This is a genomic window from Streptomyces sp. NPDC004266 (assembly GCF_042874095.1).
Taxonomy (GTDB): Bacteria; Actinomycetota; Actinomycetes; order Streptomycetales; family Streptomycetaceae; genus Streptomyces.
On record NZ_JBIAMM010000007.1, the window covers coordinates 208267 to 223854 of the forward strand.

A 15588-nucleotide genomic window follows, 5' to 3' on the forward strand; every position below is an offset into this window, starting at 1 on the left:
AGATCGGATCAACTCGACTGTCGAACAGTCGAGTTCGTGGAGGACGAGGACGGGCGCCCTGCCCCACGGGGACGGACGGCTCGTGTCCGCGCATCGGACGTCCGGCTCCGGTGCGCCCGGTGACCGGTCGGTGCGGGGCGGTCCCCGACCGGCCCCGCGAACGACTCGGAGGCCGTTTCGGATTGCTCGGGAACGGCCTCCGGCCTGCGACTCCTCCGCCGCCCGGTTCCGCGGCCGCGCCCCCTGGCCCCGCACCTCGCCGAGTACGACGAGCAGGAACTGCTCGCGGGCCTCGACGGCCTGCTCAGCCGCATGCCCGAGCCGCCCCTTGACGCCTTCTACGGCGGAAGCGCACGCTGAGAAGACGAGGTACACCTCGGACATATCCGTACGTGACCGCGTACGTGTCCATGTGCCGTCGTCCCCGCGAGCGTTCGTCGCGCCGTCCCGCCCGGCCCCGGCCCTTCGATGCCGGCCCCGGCTTCCGCTCCGCGACGGAGGCCGACGGCGCCCGAAGGAGGCCCCGTCATGTCCGACGACCACACGATCTTGCGCGCCCGGGTCACCGCCAGGGACGCCGACACCCTGCGCGCCCTCCTGCGCGATGCCCGCCCCGACGTCGGTGGGCGCGTCCGCCAGGCCGAGGACGGTAGCTGCACCATCGACGCCTACGTCACCCCCGACGAGGCCGACGCCCTCGACCGCGAGGGCGTGACCGTCACCATCGTCGAAGACGCCACCGCCGTCGGACGGGCCCGTCAGGCCGAGGTCGGCGAGGGCGACCGCTTCGCCGCCGAGGACGCCCTTCCCCAGGGACTCGCCCTCAAGGTGAAGGACCCCTAGGAAGGACCCAGGAGGGACGCCATGCCGTACCTCAACGTCGTCGAGGTCGAGTCCGGTCTGACCAGCCTGGCCACCGCGTTCCCGGCCGTCACCGACCTCATCGAACTCCCCGAGCCCTCCGTCCAGGGCCGCGCCTGCCACGCCCTGCGCGTCGGCACCCACCGCCTCGCGCCCAAGGACGCCGTCGTCCTCACCGGCGGCGTGCACGCCCGGGAGTGGGGCAGCTGCGAGATCCTCGTCGACCTCGCGGCCGACCTGCTGCACGCGCACGCGGGCGGCGCGGGCCTGGCGTACGGCGGTACGCACTTCACCGCCGCCCAGGTCCGCACGGTCGTCGAGGAACTCGACGTCGTCGTCTTCCCGCTCGTCAACCCCGACGGCCGGCGCCACAGCCAGACCGTCGACCCCGACTGGCGCCGCAACCGCAACCCGGCCCAGTCCGGCGGGGACCCGCAGGCGATCGGCGTCGACATCAACCGCAACTTCGACTTCCTCTTCGACTTCAGAACCGCTTTCCACCCGCTCGCCCCCGTCCGGGTCTCGGACGACCCGGCCGACCCCAACCAGGTGTACCAAGGCCCCGAACCCTTCTCGGAACCGGAGACCCGCAACGTCCGCTGGCTGATCGAGCAGTTCACACGCACCCGCTGGTTCGTCGACGTCCACAGCTACACCCAGAACATGCTCTACGTCTGGGGTGACGACGACAGCCAGTCGGACGACCCGGCCAGGAACTTCCAGAACCCCGCCTTCGACGGCAAGCGCGGTCTGCGGGACGACCTGCTCTACGCGGAGTTCATCCCGAAACCGGACGCCGACGACGCCGCCCTGCTCGCCCAGCAGTTCTGCAAGGCCCTCAAGGGCGTGCGGGGCAAGGTCTACACCCCCAAGCCCGCCTTCGACCTCTACCCGACCTGCGGCACCAGCGACGACTACACGTACGCGCGCCACATCGTCGGGGCGGGCGAGGAAAGGATCCTGGCCTTCACGGTCGAATGGGGCATGGACTTCCACCCGCCGTGGCCGGAGATGAAGAACATCGTCCTCGACGTCGACGCCGGCCTCGTGCAGTTCTGCCTCAGCGCACTCTCCTAGCCCGACGGGCCCGAGGGGAACGACCGGGGGCCGGCCCGACGGAAACGACCGGGGGCGCCCGCCGGCGGCGGACGCCCCCGGTCGTGGCCCGGGTCAGGCGGTCCGGTGGTAGAAGAACGGGTCGATGGACGGTGGTACGAGCGTCAGGTGGTCGAGGTCGAGCAGCTGGTGGCCGGCGAAGTCGGCGTGGCGCTGGTACGTGACCCCCTCGGGGAAGTTGGCCGGGTCGGGCGTGTTGTTGCCCGAGAACACCCCGTAGAAGTCCCGGTCGACCGTGAGCAGCCGCATGTAGTCGCCCAGGTAGGGCAGGCCCCGCCGCACCGGGATGTTCGCCGGTGCCTGGTGCAGCACGTGCCGCTCCGGGGTCGTCTGCCAGTCGTCGCCCGTCAGCTCCAGCACGGTCTTCCAGGTGCCCTCCAGGAACCGCTGACTGGCCAGCCCGAGCAGGGAGTCGGTGTTCACCGCCAGCGCCGGGTTCTTGGCGTTGGTGAGGGTGCGCACGTCGGTGGACCAGGTCTGCCCGTGGTCGGTGGAGTGTCGTACGTGCAGGGTGTAGTCCGTGCCCGTCGGCCCGCCGACCCGGTCGCACCAGGCCACCCAGACGCTCCCGGGCTTCGTCGGGTCCACCGCGATCGACAGGTCGCCGCCGAGACGCTCCTGCCCCATCATCGCGCCGAACTTCACGAAGCGGCGGGTGTCGACGCGCTGGCCCGGGGCGGAGTCCACCGCGTCCTTGAGGTCCTCGAACGGAGTCGTCCCGACGCCACCGTTGTCGTCCCGTGTGACCACGACGTCGAAGAAGACGTTCGGCCCCGACCTCTGCTGCCAGCTCTGGAACACCGCGTAGACGGTGCCGGCGGGATGCAGGGCCACCCGCACCGGCGGCCCGTCCTGGCCCGTGGTCGTGCGCCGTTCGACGGCATGGCGCGTGAAGCCGGCCGGCGGCCCCGCCGTCCGGGCACTGCCCGAGACGTCCACCGTCGCGGTCTGGCCGGTGCCCTGGCCGAAGTCGTTGTTGGCCACGTAGACGCGGTCGCGGACCGTGCCGTTCACGTTCACGCTGCCGGCCACCACCCACGGCTGGTCCTCCTCGTCGCGCGAGACGAGCACCTCCATGGGCGCGGTCGAGGAGATCCCGGGGGAGCGCAGCACCTGCATGCGGAGGATGTTCTCCACGGCTGCCTGGCCGTTGAGGATGCCCGCGTACAGGGTGCCGCCCTGGGACGCGAAACCGACCGAGACGTCTCCGGTGCCCAGGCCCAGGGCGCCGCCCGGCACGATGCTGCGCATCACCCAGGTGTCCCCGCCGTCGGTGGAGACGTAGACCGGGGCGAGCGGGCCGCCCATGGGGTCGGGTGTGAACGCGGTCGCGACCATCTCGTCGGGGTGCTCCGGGTCGACTGCGAGGCTGGGCTCGCCGTCCTGGGTCCGGTCGCCGCTCAGGGCGACGGGCGTGATGTCGACGACCTTCACTGTGGGCATGTCCGCTCACCTCCGTGCGGCCTGCAGCGTGTCGAGCTTCTGCACCGGCTGGTGGTCATCGGGATGGAGGATCTGGAACGGCGCCCACGCGCGCAGCTCGCCCTCGGTGGCATGCAGGATCCACACCCCCTCCTGCGCCGCCTTGGGCTTGGGCACCTTGTACCAGCGGAAGTCCAGGCTGTTGGGGTACAGCACGTCGAGCGGCCCCGGCTCGACCTGCCCCTGCTCGACGGTGGTCACGTCGATCCGGGCGCGCCACCAGTCGGGGTGGTGCTCGGAGGGCTGGTCGGCGGTCATCTGCTCCAGGCCGGTGACCGTGCCGACCACGACGGCGTCGGCCTCGGCGGCATGCGCGATCATGTCCTCGTCCGCGAGGTCGCGCTCGATCGGGGAGAACGGCATCGCGTCGGCGGTCCTGGCCACCATGTCGACGTTCTCCTGGACGTCGTCGGCCGGCAGCCGCCCGACCTCGGTGACGGCGAGGCTGTCGCCGTAGACCATTCCGTCGGTGAAGAACGCCGCCGCCTCACCGACGGCGGGCGGCTCCAGGTCGGCCGACAGCTGCACGGTGACCTCGTTGCCCGCGAGCTTCTGGAACGCCTCGGGCGCGTGCAGCACCGTGTCCACCTGGACGACGGCCGTGCGTTCGTCGACCGGTACGTCCGTCAGCCGCGCGTCACCGAGTCGCGTGACGGTGCCCACGAAACTCAGCGGGGCGCGCCGGACGAGCGTCCGGACGTCCTCGGGACCTTCAGGCATGGCGGAATCCTCCTCCCGCCTCATTCCGGCCGCCTAGCGCGCGGCGTGCGCGCCGGCCGGGTGGGTGCGGCGCCATTCCGTCCTCGCGCCGAGGACGCACAGGACGGTGACCAGGGCCGTGACGGCCACGATGAGCCACTCCAGGGCTCCGCTCCCGGCGTCCGGTTCGACGCCGAAGAGCAGCTCGATCCAGTCGCGCCGGACGAGAGTGATCACGAAGAGCAGCCCGGACAGGGTTCCCAGGACGACCTCCGCCCAGAAGCGGGGACGCAGCCGGCCGGGGGAAGGGTGGTGCGGGGGTCGGAAAGCCATCGCGCGGCCTCCCCTCTGTGACGCGCCGTGCGGGGGCGCGGGGGAAACGCATACACCTACGAGGCACATACTCTGCACACCAGTCTCCGCGCGCCTCCCGCCCCAGGTCAAGAGCCGTCAGAACCCCGTCGGAGCCTCCGTTTCCCCCACGAACTCGTGCTCACCCGGCTGCGAGTCGTCCAGACTCACGCGGCCCTCGCCCGGCACCACGGCGTGAGCCGCACCCAGCCGCGGCGCTCGCCGATCGCCGCTCTTCGTGTCCGGTACTCCGACCCCTGCTGGGACACGCGTCCCCCCGCGGACCTCGTGGAGCTGCTCCGTGCACCTCGTTCACCACCACTCACGGCAAGGCTCGCGGTCCGACCCGCCCGGACCGGTTTGGTCCCCAACCTGGTGCCCCACAACGATTCTGAGGCCGTATCGGATGCTTCCGATACGGCCTCTGACCTGCGTATTCGCAAGTCGGGACGACAGGATTTGAACCTGCGACCCCTTGACCCCCAGTCAAGTGCGCTACCAAGCTGCGCCACGTCCCGATGCGCGTCTCCGCGGGGTTTCTCCCGCGTCGTCGTGCAGGGAAAACATTACCTCACTCCGGCGGGTGGGATGACACACGGGCTGTCACGGCCTCCGGGGTGAGGAGGTCGACGCCGCAGGTGGCGGCCAGGGCGGTGGCTTCGGCGAGGGCTTCGGCGGAGCCGGTGGCGTGCGCGAGGTCCAGGCGGGCGCGGGCTTCCTCGTAGCGGGACGGCGACGCCGCGAGGTGCTCGACGGCCCGCTCCAGGAGGCGGCGGGACTCGGACGGGTCGGCGAAGAGGGCCAGGCAGCGGAGGGCTTCGCCGAGGGCCGTGTGCGTACCGAGGCGCTCCGCGTGGGCGTGGGCCTCGCGGGCTGTCCGGGCCGCGCGGTCCGGGTCGGTGGGCGCGAGGGCGCGGGCGAGGTCGAGCGGCCAGGGGGCCCAGACGATGTGGTGGCGGCCCCGGACGGTCAGGGCCTCGGCGGCGCCTTCCAGGGTGGCCACGGCCTCTTCGACGCGGCCTTCGGCGAGCAGCAGCCGGCCGAGGACGCTGGGGCCGTCCGGCAGCACGATCGCGCCCGGCCAGGGCGGCCCGAAGGAGTACCGGTCGGCGACGGCGCGCGCCTCGGCGGTACGGCCCCGGGCGACGAGGGTGTCGACGAGGAGACAGGCGGTGTCCCAGTGGACGGGGAGGCCGTCGCCGACGCGGTCGGCCAGCCGGAGCCCCTCCTCCAAGTGGTGCTGCGCGCGGGGCAGGTTGCCCCGGCGCCGGTGGACGAGGCCCAGGAGGGTGTGGGCGAAGGCGAGGTGGGCGCCGCTCCAGCCGGAGATCTCGAAGGCCCGGACCGCCTCGGTGAAGAGGGCCTCGGCCCGGTCGGGGCGGTCCGCGAAGGCGTACGCGATGCCGGTGAGGGAGGGGATCTCGAAGCCCCACTCCTGATCGGTCCAGCTGAGGCCCCGGGCGGGCACGCCGTCGACGAGGGCGCGGTCGCAGAGGCGTACGACCTCGGCGGCGGGTTCCCCGCGCATCATCGCGTCGAAGCCGCGGACGGTGATGAGGGCCCGCTCGGAGTTGTCGGCCCCGGTGAAGCCCGCGGTGAGTTCGGCGAGGCGGCGGGAGCGGTCCGGGCCGTCCGCCTCGGCGGCCTGGAACCCCTCGTACATGAAGTGCGCGGCCTGGAGCCGCCGTCGGCCGGTGCCGGGCGGTGTCCGGGCGTGTTCGAGGGCGGCGGCCCGCGCGGCCTCCTGGAGCTGGTTGTTGTGGGCGAGGGCCTGGACGAGCCGGAAGGTCGCGTCGATGCGCAGGTCGTCGTCGAGGCCGGGCAGTTCGAGCGCGGAGCGCAGGTGGCCGACGGTGGCGGCGGGCGCGGTGAGCAGGGAGGAGCAGCCGAGTTCGTACAGGACCCTGGCGTACGTGTCGGGGCCGGGCGGTTCGACGAGGGCCCGCTCCAGACAGCGGCGGGCGGCGTCGGGGGCTCCGACGGCGAGGTGCTCGACGGCGGCGGCCCGCAGCTTGCTCACGACGTCCTGGTCGTCGTCGGGGTGCACTTCGAGGAGGTGGCGGGAGACGGCGGCCGGTCCGTGGCCCGCCTGGGTGAGCACCCAGGCCGCCTGCCCGTGCATGGCGGTCCGCCTCGCCGTGGGCACGGAGCCGTACACGGCGGTCGCGATGAGCGGATGCGTGAACTCCAGCGGGGGGACGGGCGCGAGGGCGAGGCCGTTCCGGCCGGTCGGCGGCGTCGCCACGATCCTGGCGGCCCGGAGGAGTTCGGTGTACTCGGCGACCTGCTTCGCGTCCATGCCGGTGAGGGAGACGAGGAGCTCGGGCGTGCTGTCCGTGCCGAGGACCGCCGTCGCCCAGGCGAGCTGGGTGGGGCCGCTGCCGAGCTCCTCCAGGCGGGCGACGAGTCCGCCGTCGCGGGTCCCGGCGCCGAGGTCGCGCAGGAGGCCGGCGGAGCCTGCGACGGGTTCGAGCATCCGGTCGCGGGCCTTGGCGAGCAACTCGACCGTCTCGTACGGGTTGCCGGAGGTCACCGTCCACAGCTCCCGGCAGAACGGCTCGTCCGCGTGCTCGCCGAGGGCGTCCCGGGCGAGTGCGGCGGTGGCCCCGGAGGTGAGGGCGTGCAGGCCCAGGGTGAGGACGGCGCGGCCCGCGAGCGCGGCGAGCGTCGCGGACGGGCCGGGGCCCTGCGGCTCGCGCACGAAGGGGCGGTGGGCGAGGACGACGAGGGCGGGCAGCCGGCCGTCGTGCCGGGTCCGGGTGAAGGCGTCGAGCCACGCCAGGGATTCGGCGTCGGCCCAGTGCACGTCGTCCACGAGCAGCACCGGGGGCCGGTCCCGCAGCCGGTCCGCGAGGCGGTCCAGGAGCCGGGCGAGGCCGAGGAGCACGCCCTGCGGGTCGGCGGGCGCGTCCGAGGAGGGCGGGGCGATGCCCAGCGCCGGGGCCAGGAGGTCGAAGTGGTCGCCGAAGAGCTGCTGCACCTCGTCGGCGTCGAAGCCGTCCAGGGCGGGCTGGAGCAGCTGGCGGGTGAGGTGGAAGGGGACGGAGGTGAGGGTCTCGCCGCCGCGGGCGGTCAGGACGGTGCACCGGTCCCGGGCCGTGCGGTGTATCTCGGCGAGGAGCGCGGTCTTCCCTATGCCCGCGTCGCCCCGGTAGACGAGGATGCCGCCGCGCCCGGGGCCGCCGGCCCTGGCTCCGGCGACGAGTTCGTCGACGGCGTGGGCGGCCGCGGCGAGCTCCGGGCCGCGTTCGAGCAGACCGCCCCGCTCCGGGTCGGAGACGTCCGGCGCGAACGGCGTTGCGGGCGGCGACTGTTCGGGATCCGTCGGCACCGGTGACTCACTCCCCACACACGAACTGTTGGCATGACGCGTCCGGCACGACCCGCGCGGATCGGAACAGTGCCGGACCGACGAGCCTAGCGCTCGTGATCGTCCAGGGGGCGACAATGGACGGGTGAACCGGACGACGGGTGACCACGAAGGGCACGGCGGGGCCGGCGGCAGGGACCGCGACGAGGCGGGGCGGGCCCGGAGCGCCCGGCCGCGCGACGGGCTCGGCCGTCCACTGCCGTACGGGGCGGAGGGGGTGCCGCGACAGCCCGAGGGGGTCGTGCGCGGCCCCGACGAGACCCTGCGCGAGGCGCAGCGGCTGTTCGACGCCGGGATGCCCTTCCACGCGCACGAGGTCTTCGAGGACGCCTGGAAGTCCGGCCCGGAGGCGGAGCGGGACCTGTGGCAGGGGCTCGCCCAGCTGGCCGTGGGCCTGACGCACGCGGCCCGCGGGAACACGGCGGGCGGCGCCCGGCTGCTGCGCCGGGGCGCCGGCCGGCTGACGGGCGCGGGGCCCGCCCTCGCCGACGCGTACGGGATCGACGCCGCCGGTCTCGTGGCGTGGGCGCGGGAGTTGGCCGCGCGGGCGGAGGGCGGGGGCCGGGCGGTGGACGCGGCGGCGGAGGCGCCCCGGCTGCGGTCCTGATCCGCAGGCTGCGGTCCTGATCCGCCGGACGCGCCCCGGTCCGTCAGCCCGCCAGTTCGCGTCGCAGTACGGAGGTGTGGCTCACGGACGGCTCCTTCGCGGCCGTCAGGAGGGTGACCGTCTCCCGGGCGGCGAGGTCCCGGAGCCGGTCGAGCGCCGCGGCGGCCTCAGGGGCGTCGAGCTCGGCCTCGTAACGCCGGCAGAACTCTTCGTACTCGCCCTCGGGGCCGTGGTACCAGCGGCGGAGTTCGGTGGACGGGGTGAGCGCCTTGGGCCACTCGTCGACGTGGGCGTCCGTCTTCTTGAGTCCGCGCGGCCAGAGCCGGTCGACGAGGACGCGCACCCCGTCGTCGGGTGACGGGTCCTCGTAGACGCGGCGGACGCGGACGGCGGGGGTGTGTGCGGCGGCCATGGCTCCAGGGTGCGGGACGGCGCCGGGCCCCACCGCTCCCGACGCGCGGCGCGGGGGCCGTCTCGTCGCCCGGGGTGCGCGTCGGGAGGACCGGCTCCCCCTTCGGACGCGGGGGCACGGAGCTCGGACGCGGGGCGGGCACGGGACGGCTCGCGCTTCTCGGCGTGCGCGGCGCGGGCGGGGCTCCTCGCCCCGGGTGACGCGCCGGGCCGGCGGTCTCAGCCCTCGACGCGCAGGGCCGGGAGGAGGACGGCGTCGACGAAGGTGCGCATGGTCGAGGCGTCCGCGAACCGCTCCTCGAAGAGCCGCTCGATGCGGAGCATGCCCATGAAGCAGGGGGCGACGAATCCGATCGCCGGGTTGTCGGCGTCGACCTCGCCGCGCTCGACCGCCCGCGCGACGACGGCGTCGATGGCCGCGACCTCGGGGGCGATGACGGTCTCGCGGAGGGCGGCGCGCAGGTCGGGGTACTGGACGTAGGCCTGGGCGACGGCCTCCATCAGCTCGGCGTCCCGCTCGCGCCGGGAGGCGGCGACCCGGGCGGCCTCGCGCAGGTCGCCGGCGAGGGTGCCGGTGTCGATGCCGGCGAAGACGAGGCAGCGGCGCTGGGCGAGGGCGGCGGTCACGAGCCGGGGTTTGGTGCCCCACTGCCGGTAGAGCGTGGCCTTGCCGCACTTGGTGCGGGCGGCGACGCCCTCCATGGTCACCGAGTCGTACCCGCCCTCGCGGAGGAGGCAGAGCACGGCGTCGTAGAGCTCCGTCTCGCGCTCCGGCGTGATCTTGCTGCGCCGGGCTGCGGCGGTCGCGGCCTCTGTGGACATCGATCCTCCCGGACACCTCTGCCTCTGCACATACGAGAGTAGGGGGTGCACAATCGAGACGCAAACGTATCGAGACGCTTGCGTCTCGATGAAAACGGATCTAGGCTCCCTCCGTTTGCTGGCGATTTGACGGATTAGAGGGCCGCGCGATGGCTGTCGGGACGAGCGGGATACGAGGACCACGTCCTGCAGGACCGAGGGTGCTTCCCACCCCCGGCCCCGCCGGGCACGACGGGCAGGACGGGTACGACGGGCAGGAGGGGCGCGAAGGGGACGCGGGAGCCGCTCCCGACCCGGAACAACCGGCCCCCGAACCGGCGCCCGCGTCCGCCCGGCCGCCGCTCCTGCGCGAGCTCCTGCTCGTCACCGCGCTCTTCCTCGTCTACAAGTTCGGCCGGCTCTTCGCCAACGGCCACGAGACCCGCGCCTTCCGGAACGCCGACCACGTCTGGGACGCCGAACGCGCGCTCCACCTCCCCGGCGAGGGAACGATCCAGCAGCTGCTCCTGCACGGCGAACCGCTGATCCGGGCGGCCAACACGTACTACGCGGCCGTGCACTTCCCGGCCACCGTCGCCTTCCTCGCCTGGCTGTACTGGCGCCGCCCCGCCCACTACCTGTGGTCGCGCCGGGTCCTGGCCCTCGTCACCGGCGCCGCGCTCGCGCTCCACCTGCTGCTGCCGCTCGCCCCGCCCCGGATGCTCGCGGCCTCCGGCCTCGTCGACACGGCCCGCGTCTACGGCCCCTCCGTCTACGGGGCGACGCCGGAGACGGACTCGATGGCGAACCAGTTCGCCGCCATGCCGTCCCTGCACTTCGGCTGGGCCCTGATGGTCGCGATCGGCCTGATCGTCGCCACCCGGCCCCGCTGGCGGGTGCTCTGGCTGCTGCACCCGCTGCTCACCCTGCTCGTCATCGTCGGCACCGCCAACCACTACTGGTTCGACGCGCTCGCCGCCGCCGCCCTCCTCGGCCTCGCGCTGCTCGCCGTCCGCGCCCCCGGCCGGCCGACGGCACCCCCACCCGCCCCCCGCCCGCTCGGTGCGGAACCCCTCCCGGCCGGAGCCCTGCGATGAACCCCGCCGCCGGCACCGCCCTCGCGGTGCTCCTCTCCCTCGTCTCCGCCGCCGGGTACGCGCTCGCCGCCGTCGCCCAGGCCCGGCTCGCCGCCGCCTCCCCCGCCGCTCACGACGGGCGCGGTGCCCTGCGCGCCCTGCTCGCGCGCGGGCAGTGGTGGTGGGCGGTCGGCCTCAACGCGGCCGGAGCCCTCGCCCACGTGGCCGCCCTCCACTACGGGCCGCTGACGCTCGTCCAGCCGCTCGGCGCGCTGACGCTCGTCGCGGCGCTGCCGCTGGGGGCGTACTGCGCACGGCGCCGGGTGACCCGTACCGAGTGGCGCGGGGCCCTGTGGACCCTGGGCGGGCTCGTCGGGCTCGTCGCCGTCACCGGGCCCGCGGCCCCCGGCGAGGCGCTCAGCCTGCGGGAGTCCCTGATCGTCGCCGCGGCGACCGCGTTCCTGATCGCCGCGCTGGCCTCCGGGCGGCTGCGCGGGCGCGAGCAGGGCGGGACCGGCGGCCCGGGCGGGCGCGGGCTCGGACACGCCACGGCATCCGGGATCGCCTCGGGCGTCGCCTCGGCGCTCACCCAGACGCTGACGGCCGCACTCGCGCTCGACCTTCCCGGCGCCGAACCGGCCTGGTGGCAGACCGCGCTGCTCGCGGTGCTCATATCCGCCTTCGCCAGCGGGGGCCTGCTGCTCTCCCAGGCGGCCTACCGGGGCGGGCTCGCGGCCCCGCTGGCCGTCGTCAACCTCTCCAACCCGGCGGCGGCCGCGGTGATCGGCGTGGCCCTGCTCGGCGAGACCTTCCGCGCGGGCGCCTGGGGCTGGCTGATCGCGGCCCTCGCCTCGCTGGTCGCGGCGCGGGGCGTGGTCCTGCTGACGAAGGGCGGAGCGGCGACGGCGGAGCCGGCACCGACGACCGGCGCCTCGGGCTCCACGGCGGCGCCTGTCCCGTCGTCCTCGCCGGCCCCACTGGCCCTACCGGTCTCCCCGGCCTCGTCGGCCCCACCGTCTTCGGCGGTCTCCTCAGCCCCACCGGTCTCGCCGACCCTGCCGACCTCGCCGGTCTCGCCGGTCTCGCCGGTCTCGCCGGTCGGGGAAGCGTTGCTCGCGGCCGTGCCGGCGCCGCCCGTCGCCCCGGAGGCCCGGCCGGAACAGGCGCCCCGCGCCACCGGCCTGGGCGCACCGGAGGGGGAGCCGATGCCGGCACCGGTCGCGGGGTGAGGGCGGCGGCCCCGCCGGTCGCGGACCGGCCGCCGTCCGGCCGGACCACGGCACCCACCTGAATGCGTCACCTTGACGACAATTGATCGAACCCCCTATCGTCAGGATGACGACAAGGGGGTTTCCATGGCCGACATCACCCGGCGGGCCGGCTGGCGCCATCTGCGCTCCGCGCCCACCGCCCACATCCGCCACCAGCGTCGTGGCCGGCTCGTCCACGACGGCGAAGGATTGAGCTTCTGGTTCCGGCCGCTCACCGCCGCCCTCTCCGAGGTGCCGGTGAACGACCGCGAGCTCGCGATGGCCTTCCACGCCCGCACGGCGGACTTCCAGGACGTGAGCGTGCAGTCCACCGTCACGTACCGGATCGGCGACCCCGGCGCGGCGGCCACCCGGCTCGACTTCTCCATCGACCCCGACACGGGCGCGTGGCGCGGCACACCGCTGGAGCAGATCGCCACCCTCCTCACCGAGACCGCCCAGCAGCACGCACTCGACGTCCTCGCCCGCACCGCGCTCGCCGCCGCGCTCGTCGACGGCGTGGCGGCCGTACGCGACCGCATCGCGGCCGGACTCGCCGCCGAACCGCGCCTTCCGGACACCGGCATCGAGGTCGTCGCGGTCCGCGTGGTCGCGATCCGCCCCGAGCCCGAGGTCGAGCGAGCCCTGCGCACGCCCGCGCGTGAGCAGATCCAGCAGGAGGCCGACCGGGCCACGTACGAGCGGCGCGCGGTCGCCGTCGAGCGGGAACGCGCCATCGCCGAGAACGAACTCGCCAGCAAGATCGAGCTCGCCCGGCAGGAGGAGCGGCTCGTCGAGCAGCGCGGCACCAACGCGCGCCGCGAGGCCGAGGAGAACGCGGCCGCCGACGCGGTACGGGCCGAGGCCGAGGCCGCGCGGAAGGTCCGGCTCGCCCGGGCCGAGGCGGAGGCGGCACGGGAGGTCGGCGAGGCGCGCGCCGGAGCGCAGTCCGCGTGGCTGAGGGCGCACGCGGAGGCCGACCCGGCGACCCTGCACGCCCTGGCCGTGACCCGGGCGGCGGAGAACCTGCCGCGCATCGAGCACCTGACGCTCTCCCCCGACGTGCTGACCGGACTGCTCGCCAAGCTCGGCGGCGGCGAGGGCGGGGCACGGCCGTGAGCCTCGCGCCGCGCGCGGTGCTCGTGCACCGGACCACGGAGTACGAGGAGCTGCTCGCCCGGCACGGAACGCACGGGCAGGCCGCGTTCTTCCTCTCCGCGCGCGGCCGCTCGGTCGAGGCGGTGCGCGAGCGGCACGAACGCACCCGGCGGGCCCTGGCCGAGGTGGCGGGCGCGGTTCCGCTGACGTGGCGCCAGACCCGGGTGGAGCGTGCCGACCTGGACCGGTTCCTGTTCGGGCCCGAGGACGTCGTCGTGGTGGTCGGACAGGACGGACTGGTCGCCAACGCGGCGAAGTACCTGACGGGTCAGCCGGTCATCGGCATCGACGCCGATCCCGGGCGCAACCCGGGCGTCCTGGTCCGGCACCGCCCGGACCGGGCACGACGGCTGCTGCCGTACGCGGCGGGGGCGGGGGCGGCGGTCGACGAGCTGACGATGGTCGAGGCCGTCACCGACGACGCGCAGCGGCTCCTCGCGCTGAACGAGATCTACGTCGGCCCGCCCGGCCACCAGACCGCGCGCTACACGCTCGGGCTCGACGGTACGGACGTGCCGCCCGAGCCCCAGGCCTCCTCGGGCGTCCTGGTCGGCACCGGCACGGGCGCCACGGGCTGGCTCCGCTCCCTGTGGGAGCAGCGCTCCAGCGCGCTCGCCCTGCCCGCGCCGGCGGACGCGCGGCTCGCCTGGTTCGTCCGCGAGGCCTGGCCGTCGCCGACGACCGGCACCAGCCGCGTCGAAGGCCTCCTGGAGGCGGGGCGGGGCCTGCGGCTCACCGTCGAGTCCGACCGTCTGGTCGCCTTCGGCGACGGCGTGGAGTCGGACGCCCTCGAACTGACCTGGGGCCAGACGGTCCGCCTCGCCGTCGCGCCCTCCCGCCTGCGCCTGGTCCACTGAACCCCGCCGGGGCCTGCGCCCGCCGGTGCGGTGCCCGCCCTCGCTGCGGTCGCCCCCGCTGGGGCGGTGCCCCGGGCCCCGTTGCGGGCTGCGCCCGCTGGGGCTGCGCCCCGCCGCCCCGCCGCCCCCCCGTTGTGGGCAGGCGTTCCGCTGGGGCGGAACGGGTGGGCACAACGGAACGGCGCCCCTTGCCGGCGCCAGAGGCTCCCGCGCCTGAACCCGCACCGGATGCGCGCCGCACAAAGTGGTGCGGGTCCAGGCGCGGAACGCGGAGGCGCCGCGAAGGGCGCCGTCCCGTGTGCCCACCCGTCCCGCCCAGCGGGACGACTGCCCACACGGCGGGGGGCCGGGGCACCGCCCCGGCGGGCGCGGCGCCCACATGGGCGGGTGCGGGAGGGGCGCCGCCCCGCAAGGACGCGGGCCCCACAAAGCGGGTGGGCATCGCCCCGGCAGGCGCGGCCCCCGCGGCGGCCGGAATCGACCGGTGTGGGGGCGCCGCGGCGCTATGCTCGGCGCGCTTTGCCCGGGTTCCGACCGCTCGGGCCCGCCCGGCCGTCGAAGGACACCCCATGACCTCCGTCCCCTCCGGTTCCCTGTCCGTCTCGTCCGCCACCCCGCGGGACTGGGCGCTCGTGCGGTCCTGGGCCGCCGAGGAGGGGTGGAATCCCGGGCTCTCCGACATCCCGGCCTTCTTCGCCCAGGACCCGGGCGGCTTCTTCCTCGGCCGGGTCGACGGGGAGCCCGTCTCCGCCATCTCGGTCGTGGACTACGACGACTCCTACGCCTTCCTCGGGTTCTACCTGGTCCGCCCCGAGCTCCGCGGTCTCGGCTACGGGCTGGCCACCTGGCGGGCCGCGCTCGTCCACGCCGGCGGCCGGACCGTCGGGCTCGACGGGGTGCCGGACCAGCAGGACAACTACCGCCGCTCCGGCTTCACCACGGCGTACCGCACCGCGCGGTACGTGGGCGAGGTCCCGGCCCCCGATCGCCCCGCGGCCGGCCTCGTGGCCGCCGAGCGGATCGATCCGGCCACCCTCGCCGCGTACGACGGCGTCTGCCACCACGCGGACCGGCCCCGGTTCCTGAGCACCTGGCTGACCACCCCCGGCCATCGGGCGCTGGCCCGCGTGACCGACGGCCGGCTGACCGGATACGGCGTGGTCCGTCCCGCCGAGGACGAGGCCCGGGTGGGGCCGCTGTTCGCGGACACCCCGGCGGACGCGGCGGCCCTGCTCGACGGTCTCGCCGCCGAGGCGCGGGAGTTCGGCGCGGCCCGTGTCGCGGTCGACATGCCGGAGGCCAATCCGGCGGCGGCCCGGCTGGCCCAGGACCGCGGTCTGGAGCCGACGTTCGAGACGGCCCGGATGTACACGGGCCCGGTCCGCCCCGTGGCGCGGGAGCGCGTCTTCGGCGTCACCACGCTCGAACTCGGCTGACCCCGCTCCCTCCGCACCGGCGGGGCGGGGCAGGGAAGGAGAGGGGAGGGGAGGAGGGAAGGGATCGGTCCCGGGCCGACGGCCTCCCTGCACCGGCCGACGGCGCCCACGGC

14 protein-coding genes and 1 tRNA gene are annotated in these 15588 nt (G+C 75.0%); 8 read left to right on the forward strand and 7 right to left on the reverse strand.

All coding sequences use genetic code 11. From position 1 onward, the window contains the following. Nucleotides 1-528 precede the first annotated feature (528 nt). Together ACFYUZ_RS19065 and ACFYUZ_RS19070 are read left to right on the forward strand one after the other, a co-directional pair. Nucleotides 529-843: a hypothetical protein gene (locus ACFYUZ_RS19065; protein WP_389310655.1), complete on the forward strand. Its 315-nt coding sequence runs from the start codon at nt 529-531 to the stop codon at nt 841-843. Between the two features lie 21 nt (nt 844-864). Further along, nucleotides 865-1938: a M14 family metallopeptidase gene (locus ACFYUZ_RS19070; protein ID WP_389310657.1), complete on the forward strand. Its 1074-nt coding sequence runs from the start codon at nt 865-867 to the stop codon at nt 1936-1938. Between the two features lie 93 nt (nt 1939-2031). Here ACFYUZ_RS19070 and ACFYUZ_RS19075 read toward each other — a convergent pair whose 3' ends face one another. From ACFYUZ_RS19075 to ACFYUZ_RS19095, 5 genes are all read right to left on the reverse strand, one after another. Further along, nucleotides 2032-3420 carry a hypothetical protein gene (locus ACFYUZ_RS19075; protein ID WP_389310659.1) on the reverse strand — a complete coding sequence of 463 codons (1389 nt, stop codon included), beginning with the start codon at nt 3418-3420 and terminating at the stop codon, nt 2032-2034. A gap of 6 nt (nt 3421-3426) precedes the next feature. Next, a complete protein-coding gene (locus ACFYUZ_RS19080) occupies nt 3427-4179 on the reverse strand; it encodes a hypothetical protein (protein WP_389310660.1) in 753 nt (250 codons plus the stop codon). A 33-nt stretch (nt 4180-4212) separates the two neighbouring features. Next, the gene (locus tag ACFYUZ_RS19085) at nt 4213-4491 is read right to left on the reverse strand and encodes an ABC transporter permease (RefSeq protein ID WP_389310662.1); all 279 of its coding nucleotides are present in this window, start codon (nt 4489-4491) and stop codon (nt 4213-4215) included. A 462-nt stretch (nt 4492-4953) separates the two neighbouring features. After that, nucleotides 4954-5027: transfer RNA gene (locus ACFYUZ_RS19090), tRNA-Pro, on the reverse strand. A gap of 53 nt (nt 5028-5080) precedes the next feature. Continuing rightward, nucleotides 5081-7765 (reverse strand): ATP-binding protein, encoded by a 2685-nt coding sequence (locus ACFYUZ_RS19095; protein WP_389311005.1) that lies wholly within the window; start codon nt 7763-7765, stop codon nt 5081-5083. A gap of 199 nt (nt 7766-7964) precedes the next feature. Between ACFYUZ_RS19095 and ACFYUZ_RS19100 the strand changes: the two genes are divergently transcribed. Next, nucleotides 7965-8486 (forward strand): DUF309 domain-containing protein, encoded by a 522-nt coding sequence (locus ACFYUZ_RS19100; RefSeq protein ID WP_389310663.1) that lies wholly within the window; start codon nt 7965-7967, stop codon nt 8484-8486. 43 nt (nt 8487-8529) lie between these two features. Here ACFYUZ_RS19100 and ACFYUZ_RS19105 read toward each other — a convergent pair whose 3' ends face one another. Then, nucleotides 8530-8898, reverse strand: a complete 369-nt coding sequence (locus ACFYUZ_RS19105; protein WP_389310665.1) for a DUF488 domain-containing protein — start codon at nt 8896-8898, stop codon at nt 8530-8532. A 218-nt stretch (nt 8899-9116) separates the two neighbouring features. Next, complete coding sequence (locus tag ACFYUZ_RS19110; protein WP_389310666.1) at nt 9117-9719, reverse strand: TetR/AcrR family transcriptional regulator C-terminal ligand-binding domain-containing protein; 603 nt, start codon at nt 9717-9719, stop codon at nt 9117-9119. A 200-nt stretch (nt 9720-9919) separates the two neighbouring features. Between ACFYUZ_RS19110 and ACFYUZ_RS19115 the strand changes: the two genes are divergently transcribed. From ACFYUZ_RS19115 to ACFYUZ_RS19135, 5 genes are all read left to right on the forward strand, one after another. Continuing rightward, the gene (locus tag ACFYUZ_RS19115; RefSeq protein ID WP_389310668.1) at nt 9920-10795 is read left to right on the forward strand and encodes a phosphatase PAP2 family protein; all 876 of its coding nucleotides are present in this window, start codon (nt 9920-9922) and stop codon (nt 10793-10795) included. Then, on the forward strand, nt 10792-12003 hold the full coding sequence (locus ACFYUZ_RS19120; protein WP_389310670.1) for a DMT family transporter: 1212 nt from the start codon (nt 10792-10794) through the stop codon (nt 12001-12003). Before ACFYUZ_RS19115 ends, ACFYUZ_RS19120 begins: the two co-directional genes overlap by 4 nt. Nucleotides 12004-12129: 126 nt before the next feature. Continuing rightward, nucleotides 12130-13143 (forward strand): SPFH domain-containing protein, encoded by a 1014-nt coding sequence (locus tag ACFYUZ_RS19125; RefSeq protein WP_389310672.1) that lies wholly within the window; start codon nt 12130-12132, stop codon nt 13141-13143. Continuing rightward, the gene (locus ACFYUZ_RS19130) at nt 13140-14039 is read left to right on the forward strand and encodes a hypothetical protein (RefSeq protein ID WP_389310674.1); all 900 of its coding nucleotides are present in this window, start codon (nt 13140-13142) and stop codon (nt 14037-14039) included. Before ACFYUZ_RS19125 ends, ACFYUZ_RS19130 begins: the two co-directional genes overlap by 4 nt. Nucleotides 14040-14608: 569 nt before the next feature. After that, nucleotides 14609-15475 carry a GNAT family N-acetyltransferase gene (locus ACFYUZ_RS19135; RefSeq protein ID WP_389310676.1) on the forward strand — a complete coding sequence of 289 codons (867 nt, stop codon included), beginning with the start codon at nt 14609-14611 and terminating at the stop codon, nt 15473-15475. Nucleotides 15476-15588: the final 113 nt, after the last annotated feature.

Excerpts from the sequence above, each read along its gene's own strand:
- ACFYUZ_RS19085 (WP_389310662.1), bottom strand. The coding sequence starts at position 4,491 with ATGGCTTTCCGACCCCCGCACCACCCTTCCCCCGGCCGGCTGCGTCCC.
- ACFYUZ_RS19135 (WP_389310676.1), top strand. The coding sequence starts at position 14,609 with ATGACCTCCGTCCCCTCCGGTTCCCTGTCCGTCTCGTCCGCCACCCCG.
- ACFYUZ_RS19065 (WP_389310655.1), top strand. The coding sequence starts at position 529 with ATGTCCGACGACCACACGATCTTGCGCGCCCGGGTCACCGCCAGGGAC.
- ACFYUZ_RS19080 (WP_389310660.1), bottom strand. The coding sequence starts at position 4,179 with ATGCCTGAAGGTCCCGAGGACGTCCGGACGCTCGTCCGGCGCGCCCCG.
- ACFYUZ_RS19110 (WP_389310666.1), bottom strand. The coding sequence starts at position 9,719 with ATGTCCACAGAGGCCGCGACCGCCGCAGCCCGGCGCAGCAAGATCACG.
- ACFYUZ_RS19120 (WP_389310670.1), top strand. The coding sequence starts at position 10,792 with ATGAACCCCGCCGCCGGCACCGCCCTCGCGGTGCTCCTCTCCCTCGTC.
- ACFYUZ_RS19125 (WP_389310672.1), top strand. The coding sequence starts at position 12,130 with ATGGCCGACATCACCCGGCGGGCCGGCTGGCGCCATCTGCGCTCCGCG.
- ACFYUZ_RS19070 (WP_389310657.1), top strand. The coding sequence starts at position 865 with ATGCCGTACCTCAACGTCGTCGAGGTCGAGTCCGGTCTGACCAGCCTG.
- ACFYUZ_RS19075 (WP_389310659.1), bottom strand. The coding sequence starts at position 3,420 with ATGCCCACAGTGAAGGTCGTCGACATCACGCCCGTCGCCCTGAGCGGC.
- ACFYUZ_RS19105 (WP_389310665.1), bottom strand. The coding sequence starts at position 8,898 with ATGGCCGCCGCACACACCCCCGCCGTCCGCGTCCGCCGCGTCTACGAG.